The sequence below is a fragment of the Luteitalea sp. genome (assembly GCA_009377605.1).
GTDB lineage: Bacteria > Acidobacteriota > Vicinamibacteria > Vicinamibacterales > Vicinamibacteraceae > WHTT01.
This window is the reverse complement of sequence record WHTT01000069.1, coordinates 25,664-34,105: the sequence shown is the minus strand read 5'-3', so window position 1 is coordinate 34,105 and position 8,442 is coordinate 25,664. Positions and strand designations below refer to the sequence as shown.

8 protein-coding genes are annotated in these 8,442 nt (G+C 62.3%); 2 read left to right on the top strand and 6 right to left on the bottom strand.

All coding sequences use genetic code 11. The features are described from left to right. Together GEV06_20545 and GEV06_20540 are read right to left on the bottom strand one after the other, a co-directional pair. Window positions 1-1,555: hypothetical protein (locus tag GEV06_20545; protein MPZ20281.1), on the bottom strand; the 1,555-nt coding region annotated here is incomplete at its 3' end. Window positions 1,556-1,824: 269 nt separating this feature from the next. Beyond that, window positions 1,825-2,820 carry a DUF4038 domain-containing protein gene (locus tag GEV06_20540; GenBank protein MPZ20280.1) on the bottom strand — a complete coding sequence of 332 codons (996 nt, stop codon included), beginning with the start codon at window positions 2,818-2,820 and terminating at the stop codon, window positions 1,825-1,827. A gap of 392 nt (window positions 2,821-3,212) precedes the next feature. Here GEV06_20540 and GEV06_20535 point away from each other — a divergent pair, with 392 nt between their 5' ends. Continuing rightward, complete coding sequence (locus GEV06_20535) at window positions 3,213-3,404, top strand: hypothetical protein (GenBank protein MPZ20279.1); 192 nt, start codon at window positions 3,213-3,215, stop codon at window positions 3,402-3,404. Window positions 3,405-3,502: 98 nt separating this feature from the next. Continuing rightward, complete coding sequence (locus GEV06_20530) at window positions 3,503-4,321, top strand: MBL fold metallo-hydrolase (GenBank protein ID MPZ20278.1); 819 nt, start codon at window positions 3,503-3,505, stop codon at window positions 4,319-4,321. On the opposite strand, the gene GEV06_20525 is transcribed toward GEV06_20530, so the two are convergent. The 4 genes from GEV06_20525 to GEV06_20510 form a co-directional block, all read right to left on the bottom strand. Further along, complete coding sequence (locus GEV06_20525; protein ID MPZ20277.1) at window positions 4,264-6,372, bottom strand: DUF4910 domain-containing protein; 2,109 nt, start codon at window positions 6,370-6,372, stop codon at window positions 4,264-4,266. The two genes, GEV06_20530 and GEV06_20525, sit on opposite strands and share 58 nt — an antisense overlap. Before the next feature lie 36 nt (window positions 6,373-6,408). Beyond that, window positions 6,409-6,945: a hypothetical protein gene (locus GEV06_20520; protein MPZ20276.1), complete on the bottom strand. Its 537-nt coding sequence runs from the start codon at window positions 6,943-6,945 to the stop codon at window positions 6,409-6,411. Further along, the gene (locus GEV06_20515) at window positions 6,860-7,105 is read right to left on the bottom strand and encodes a hypothetical protein (GenBank protein ID MPZ20275.1); all 246 of its coding nucleotides are present in this window, start codon (window positions 7,103-7,105) and stop codon (window positions 6,860-6,862) included. The genes GEV06_20520 and GEV06_20515 overlap by 86 nt, the downstream gene beginning before the upstream one ends. An 83-nt stretch (window positions 7,106-7,188) precedes the next feature. Beyond that, complete coding sequence (locus GEV06_20510; protein ID MPZ20274.1) at window positions 7,189-8,406, bottom strand: DUF1343 domain-containing protein; 1,218 nt, start codon at window positions 8,404-8,406, stop codon at window positions 7,189-7,191. Window positions 8,407-8,442: the final 36 nt, after the last annotated feature.

Genomic DNA, 8,442 nt, shown 5'->3' with positions numbered 1-8,442 from the left:
CCTGGTCCTGGGGACAGGGGATTCCATGCTGGTCCGCGCGGGCGTCGACCCGGCCGAGGCGAAAGACGTTCACGATGTTGGACTCGATGGGCCAGGTGTGGGAGACCTGCCAGTTCGTCGTGTCCTGCTCGAAGACGCGTCGTCCACCCTGCCAGATGTCGCCGCCGGTCTCGTTGTCGAACGTCGTCTTTGTGTATCGAAAGAAGGCCCTCCCGAAACGACTCAGATCCTGATCCACGCGGACGTTGAACTGGTTCTGTTCCTGGGGGAGCGTGGTGACGAACTGGTAGTTGCCCTGCGGCGCGTCGGTGTTCGGCGCCGGGAACCAGCCCTGGTCGACGGCGAGTCGGGCCATGCGCGACCAGCGATCGCCCGGGATGGTGTTGTTCGCGAACGGCTGGCCGGTACGTGGGTCGGTGATCGTCTCCGGAAAGCGCCCCTCGAGCATCTCCGCCGTGGGGACGATGGCAAAGCCGCTGTTACCTCGGTCGATCCGCGTGCCCTCGTAGTTGAAGAGCAGAAACGTCTTGTTCCGGATGATCGGGCCGCTGAAGGTCCCCCCGAACTGCTTCTGGTCGAGCTCGGGCTTGGCCTGGTCGGGCGGATCGAAGAAGTTCCTGGCGTCGAGGGCCTCGTTGCGGCCGAACAGGAACGCGGTGCCGTGGAACTGGTTCGTGCCGGACTTGCTGATCAGGTTGATCTGGTTCGCGCTGAAGCCGTACTCCGCGGAGTAGGTTTTGTTTTGCTGCGTGAACTCCTCCATCGCGTCCACGGAGAGGATCGCGGCGGGTGTGCCGAGCGCGGTGTCGATGTTGGCCGTACCGTCGATCATGAAGTTGTTCGAGGTCGCCCGCGCGCCCTGGATACTGATCGCATTCCCCACGCCCGACCGCATGCCACCCTGCTCGCCGCTCGTTTCGACCGCTCCCGCGTTCAAGAACAGGAGCGACAGGAAGTTCCGCCCGTCCAACGGCAGCTCCGTGATCTGCTTCTCGGTGAGCGTCTGGCCGATCCTCGCGCTTTCGGATTCGAGCGCCACGGCGCCCGCCTGGACCTCGATGGTCTCGGTCATCTCGCCGAGCGCCAGCGTCAGGTCGACGCGGATCCGGTTATCTACCAGGAGCCGGATGCCGGCCTCGCGGGCGGTGCGGAATCCCTGCAGCTCCGCCGTCACCGAGTACGTGCTGGGCTGCAGGAGGGCGAATACGTAGTCCCCCCTCTCGTCCGTCGTGGTCGTGCGCTCGGAGCCTGTCAGCTCACTGCGAATGGTGACCGTGGTTCCGGGCACGACCGAGCCGGTCACGTCCTTCACCGTGCCGCTGATCTGGCCCGTGGCCGTCTGCGCCCCGGCCGCTACCGCCAAGCCGAGCACGGCGAAGACCGTGCCGAGCAACGCCACCTTTCTCATGATCGAACCCTCCCTCCGATCTGAGCCCGTGGTCCGTCGGGTGCTGGGACGGCGTCGAGCGGCCGAGACGTCTTTCTTCCCGCGTTTCTCGAGAGTGAAGAGAGACGAGACGGTCGGACGCGTTGGCGCCCGGACGCGTTCGCGCATCGAGTGGCTGGAAGTGCCTGCCCCGGGCCGTATCACCGCTGGTCGAACCGCGCGCCCGGCCCGGTCGCCTACGTACTGCGCAACGGTGCCGGCGACGTGCGCTCCGCCCTGCCGGACAGGCGAACCACCGCGTATTTATAGTTCTATGTTGTTTATGCGCATGAGCTTATCACTTGCCGGCACTGCACGCAAGGTCCTTGAACCTGTTTCGGCTGGGCCCGCGCGAGACCAAGCGGCAACTCACGCGAATAGAACTGGAGGAACTCACCCTAATCTGGCGCGGGTCGTAAGCTCAGACGCGGTCGTGTATCAAACGTGCAATTCGGCGAACACGAACAGCGAGTATTCGGTGGAGGGACGCGAGAGGCTCGCGAGTGCCAAGTGAGGCTGGCTCGAGGTGCTGCGGTACGGACGGAAGGCGAGCACCTCACGCATGAGCTCCGTAAAAACGGAGGGCACGGGGCATCGCCCTGTCTGCTGCATGTTGACGTCCAGCCATTGGTCTGTATGGAACCAGGTGGACGAGGTGTGGCCACCGCCGGGGTGAGCGCGGTGTCGTAGTCTTCACGTCCGGCGATGCCGATGACGATCCCTTTTGCCATGGCGCGCCAGACGTCTTCGAATCCCTGCGCCGTCCGGTCACCGCCGAGCACCCAGATAATCGCTTTCTTGCCGTAGCGCTTTCCCAGGAACTCGCCGTAGGCCTGCGCATTCTGCGCCGTGAGGATCTTCTCGTCGCGCTGTGGGTTGACGCCCAGCCACCGTCCCCAGGTCGGGAGGAACGCCACGTACAGGCCGAGCCGGTTCGCCTCGTCCACGATGTAGTCGACGTGATCCCAGTAATCGTACTCCTGTGGATTCTGCGGATTCGCTCCAGGCGTGACGGCCGGGCGCGCGGGATCCTTATCTATCAAGGGAAGGTCACCGTACACATTGGGGTCGTGGATGCCGTCCAACTCCGCGAGCGCAACGGCATGGATCACCGTGAAGCGCTGCTGAGCACGCAGTTCGAGGTATGCTCGAACCTGCTCTCGACTCGGCCGATGAAACAGCTCCCAGGCCGTGTCGGACAGATACAGGAACGGCGTACCATCCGCACGAATGAGATAGCGGCGGTCCGGGTGGACTTTCAGCGGCGGCAGCGTCTCCTGCGATGTTTGCTGGGCCTCGGAACCGGCTGGAGGATGGGCAGGGTCGGATTGGCCCGCTGTCGCCGTGGCACACGCGAGTACCAGGACCAGGGGGAGACTCTTCGCCTTCTGCATCGGTCCTCCTGCTTGGATTTGGCGCGTGCGCCCCGACAGGGTTCGCACCACGTCGCTCGGTCCATCAGCCCACCGCCAGTGTAACCAGAGAGCTGCGACGATGGTCGTCGGCGTGATTCGAGATCAGAACTGAATCCGCAGCGACACTTGCATCTGGCGCGGCACGCGTGAGGTCGAAGATGAGCGCCTTCGGCGGGGCGTCGATTGCGGAAAGTCACACAGCACAGGCGGTGCTGAAGCCGAGGTTAATTGATTCTCCCTACGAGCACCTGGTACGGCTCCAGGCGACTGGTCCAGGCATTCCCTTCAGGCCTCATCTCAATGGTCTCGCCGGTAATGGCTGAAAACGGAATGCCTCTAGTTGTGCCGGCTCTGCTCCAGGGACGCACACGGTGTTTCTGAGTGGGAACGATCCGAACGCAAAGAAGATCGTTCGGGAGCTTCTGGAGTCGTTTGGGTGGAAGGACATGATCGATCTTGGCGATATCACCACGGCAAGAGCCACCGAGAGCTACCTTCCGCTGTGGCTGTCCCTATGGAAGTCGCTGGGCACTGCCGCGTTCAACATTGAAGTCGTTCGATAGGGAACGTAGCCGATGTCCGTTCGCTGGTCGAGGAGCTAGAGAGTGAACGGCACCGGAATCGTTCCGATGACACTGAATCTTGAGTGGAGCGCCCACACATGACACCTCGCATTCACACCTACGTGTCGAAGGAACCGATGGTCAGACCCAATGCCTTCGTCGTCGAGGCTGGCGAAGAACTGGTCATTGTCGATACGACCTTGACGATGAGCGACAGTAAGGCACTGAAGCAGATGGCGAATAGTCTCCGCAAGCCTGTTGCTGGCATTCTGTTGACTCACGGCCACCCCGACCACATCGCCGGCACGACGAACATCGCTCCAAGGGGCGAGATGCCCATTTACGCCTTGCGTTCGGTGCATGACGTCATGAAAGCAAGCGAACAAGCCAAGCACAAACAGTGGTCCGCGCTGTTCAAGGACGAGTGGGTCCCGAAATGGGTGTATCCCAACACGATCGTCGCGCCGGGAGAGCGAGTGACAGTGGCGGGGTTGACGTTCACCGTCGTTGATGTGGGCGCTGGGGGCGATTCTGACGCGAATTCGATCTGGTTGTTGGAGAACGACAACCTGGCGGCCTTTGTCGGTGACTTCCTCTACAGCGACAACCACGCGTACATGATGGATGGAAGCATTCTCCGCTGGATCGCAAATCTCGAGCGATTCGGGGAGCTCCTTGGCAAGTACGCCACCCTCTACGTTGGCCACGGCCCGGCGTCCGATCAGGCGCTGATTCGAAAGCAGCAACAGTACTTCGAAACCGCAAGTACTGCCGTACTCGAAGCAACGGGAGGCAGCGCCGTGTTCACGGACGACTCCAAGAAGAAGTACGAAGAGATGATGCTCGCCGCGTATCCAGGCTATGGGTTCACGCTCACGATGTCGACGTACCCGTGCCGGGCCAAGAACTCGAAATAGCCCACGAAATCGAAATCCATCGGCCCCCGTTCCAGCTCCGTGAGCCGGATGACCTCCTCGAGCGTCCGCTCCCCGTCAACCCAGTTGAGGATCGCCAGTATCGGCACCTCTGCGCCAAACCCGGGAAACCCGTCCCGCTGATCGACCGGCAGGTCGTCAAGGGTGATGGTCCCCATTCGCTTTCGTTTCACAACCATGTGCGCTGCGCGCGCGCGGGTTGAATTCACGGGTGGCGCTGCAGCTTCGACCGGCCCTGCCGCTCCCACTTCCCCTGCGCGCCGGTTGACCGCACGCCGCAGTCTCTCCGACTGCTCGTCGGCGAAGCGCTGGAGATTCTGCAGCAAGGGCTCGAGCGAGGCCCGAATCTCCTTCCGACGGCCCTCGCGCGCCAGCTGGAGAGTCGACAGCACAGCGTCCTGGTCACGGTCGGCTTCGTATGTGATCTTCGCCAGCCCTGAAGACAGTTCCCGACCGAGGGCATCGCCGTCAGGCAACGTTGCGACACGGCTTAGGTACGGCTCGGCCGCGCGCAGGATATTGTTGTAGCCACGATCAGCGGTGATCTCGGCGAGCCAGGCGACGTCCTGCTCGTCAGCCGAGGCCAGGTAGTAGGTATAGATGGCCAGTATCGAGCTGAGGTCACGAAGCGATCGTGGGTCCACGAGGTCCACGGTATCGGCGCTGTTGTGGTGGACGTCAACACCCGTGCCGGCGCGCGGCATGATGGTCGGAATACCGATCAGCGGGTCGCTCAGAAAGCTGTCACTGACCGGGCGATACGGGGCCCACCGAGGAACGCGGCCGTCCAGCCCGGCGTAATAGCTCTCCGCGACTCGCATGATCAAGGCATCCTGATAGGAGCGCGCGACGTCAGGGTTCAGGTGGAACCGGTACGCCGTGCCGGCGGCATCATACGGGCCAGCGGCCGTGTCCACGCAGATCGCACCGATCGTGCGCGCCACGCGGCCTGGGTGGGTCGCGAGGTAGGCCATGGAGCCGTAATCTTCCGGCATCGCCAGAATCCGGATGCTGCGCTGCGGACGGGTCAGCGTCCCGGAGTCGATGAGGCGATTCAGCGCAGCCACCGACGCAAGCATCGCGGCAACGCCTGTCGCATTGTCGTTTGCACCAGGTTCGCTGGTATGACCGAGTTGGAGAACCTCTTCCTCCTCCGAACCACTGCCTTGTAGAATGCCGGTCGCGTAGGGATACGAGCCAGAGTAGTAGCGGCTGTCCACGACGGCCTTGAGGCGCACACGGCCATGCTCGGCGAGCAGCCTACGAAGATAGGCACCTTGCCGCGGCGTGATCGAAAAGCCGACGAGCGGGCTGGATGTCTTCGTAAAACCCCAGCCATGATCACCCCAGGCATTGATCCAGTAATGACCGTCAACCAGTTGCGGATTCTCGGTCGCGTCGCTGATCAGCCCGGCCGCTCCCATCTTGTACAGTCTCGCTTTGAGCCAGCCCCTCAGCGCCAAGTCACGTGGCACCTCGGCCAGCACCATCTTCCCCTTCACACGATCGCGATCAATGTCGTCGGGACGAAAGGACGTCAGCTCCACGACGTCCGCGATAATGCCGTCGGGAGGCGTCGGTCCGCTCCACATCACCAGCGATGCCGGGGTCTTCCTGTAATCGGCCAGCACACCACGCGTGTCGGCATGTGCCGGTTCAACAATCTCCAGGACCGCCTCCTTGACGTCCCATGCCAGAGGCATTGTCCAGAAGCCGAACTGCGTCATGCCATCAGCGGGTGCCGCAAGCCGTTCCACGTCATGGAGACCGATGGCCTTCATGGTCGCTTCCAAGTACCTGGCCGTTTCATGGAATTTCGGGAAGGTAAACCACCGATCGGTCTCGTTGGTCCGAAGTACGAAGCTCATGGCCTCGCTCGGATTGATCTCTGCCCGGACCTCCTGAACGATCTTTTCGAGTTGAGGATCCGCCCTCAGCGTTTGCGCTGTCGGCAACGTAGGAGGAAGCAGGACAGAGACGCCCAGTAGAAACGAGCACAGCAGTCTGAGTGTCACCAGACCCCCTTCGCGCATACCCCCGAATCCCGAATCCCGAATCCTGAATCCTGATCACAGCGACTGCACGCTAGACCGCCGCTGGTTCGGATCACGCATCAGTGCCACTGCGTACTTGAATCCCGCAAGACATCCGCGCATGGTCGCGAGGCTGGCGTAATAGTCGTGATACCGAAAAAAGCCGGTCTGTCCACGCCACATGGGATACAGGTCACAGGCGTCGAACCACGTCTGGTAGACCCGGGTGATGTCCAGGTACGTATCCGGCTCGAAGTTCGACGCGTCTTCCCAGTTCTCGGCAAAGAACAGCTTCTCGACCCGATGCGGGGGCTGGGCGCGAACGATCCTTGGCAGCGCCGCGTAAAACACCGCGTCTCGCACGATTATGTGGCAGTTCTGGTGGTCCTTGTGCCAGCTACCACTCCAGTGAGTGATGACCACGGCCGGCTTGTGTTTACGAATCACATTGCAGACTTTGAGGGCCGCCCCCTCGTCAGCTGGCAGCTCAGCGTCGGGGTACCCAAGCAAACTCAACTTCCGCACCAAGCACTTTGGCAGCCTTCTCGGTGGCGTCCCGTTGCATGTCGCCATACTTGTCCGAGGGGATGCTCTCAGGGTTCCCCTTCTCTCCCACCGTCAGGCTCACGAAGACGCCTGCGCCGCCGTCATGGACGCTCTTGGCCACGGGGGCGCCCATTGTAAACAGGGCATCGCCAGGGTGAGCGGCAATAGCCATGACCTTTGATGACATGAGCAAAAGACCTCCACTGCGGTATCCACAACCCCTCGACCAGAGTGGAATACCGAGGCGATGCTATTCCTGCGCCGACCCGATTATTGGTACAGCAGGTATTTGGATCGCAGCTTCCGGAACGCGGTCAGGTCGCCTTCCCAACTGGCCACGATGCTGCGGGGGTCGTCGCCCGCCTTGATGCGGCGCGCGGCGGCCTCGTTGCCGAGGAGCCGGTCGATGGCCGTGATGTCGAACTGGTCTGGGTGGAAACGCGTCACCGCCGCCAAGAGCTCAATGCCGAGCGTCACAGCGTTGAGATCATTGCGGTCAAGCAGGAGTATCTCAATCGCATCACAGACCTGATTCGCGCACACGCCATCGGTGGGCCGAAAGCGACGCGGCACGAAGCGAACACCGGCGATGCCGCGCTCGTTCAGGTGGGCGGCGAGCTCGCGGGCGTTGAAGAACGGGGCTGCGATCATCTGGAATGGGGTCCCGGCGCCACCTTTCACCCAGACGATCCGGCCTTCCAGGAGACAGACGCCCGGGTAGAGTGTCGCCTGGGTCAGGCTTCGGATGTTGGGCGATTGGTTCACCCACTCCAAGCCGGTCTCATCGAACCACATGCTTCGCCTCCATCCCTTCATGGCGACGACCTGAAGATCCGCGCCACTTTGCTGCTCCGCGTTGAACATGCGGGCCAGCTCCCCCACGGTCATCCCGTGGCGGATGGGCATGGACATGTAGGCGACAAACGGCCTCTCGCGCAGATGGTGCTCGTCGGCGAGCGGCCCCTCCACGCTGAGACCATTGATGGGATTCGGCCGGTCCAGCACGTAGATCGGTATCCCGGCCTCTGCAGCCGCTTCGATGGCGTACCCCAGCGTCGTAATGTAGGTATAGAAGCGCGCGCCGACGTCCTGGATGTCGAAAACCAACGCGTCAATGTCTTTCAGCATTTTCTGCGTGGGACGGTGCGAGCCAGTCTGGTAGAGGCTATGGATCGGCACACCGGTCGGCTTGTGGACACCCGATTCGATTGCCCCTTGGCGGTCGCCGAACAACCCGTGCTCCGGCGTGAAGATCGCGGCGAGGCTCACGTCGCGCGCGTTCGCCAGCACATCGACGATGTGCTGGCGGTCGACGGTGACGGCCGTGTGGTTCGTAATCACACCGACGCGTTTGTCCTTGAGCGGCGCCAAATCTTGCTGGACCAGCACATCAAGACCGGTCTTGACCGGGTCGGCACTCTCCAGGGCTGCGGTGCCGAGCGCGAGAAACGCAAGCAGCCCCATAACGCTGACGCTCTTTGGCCTCATCCCTCGTCCTCCACGTTGCTCTCAAACGCTCTTCAA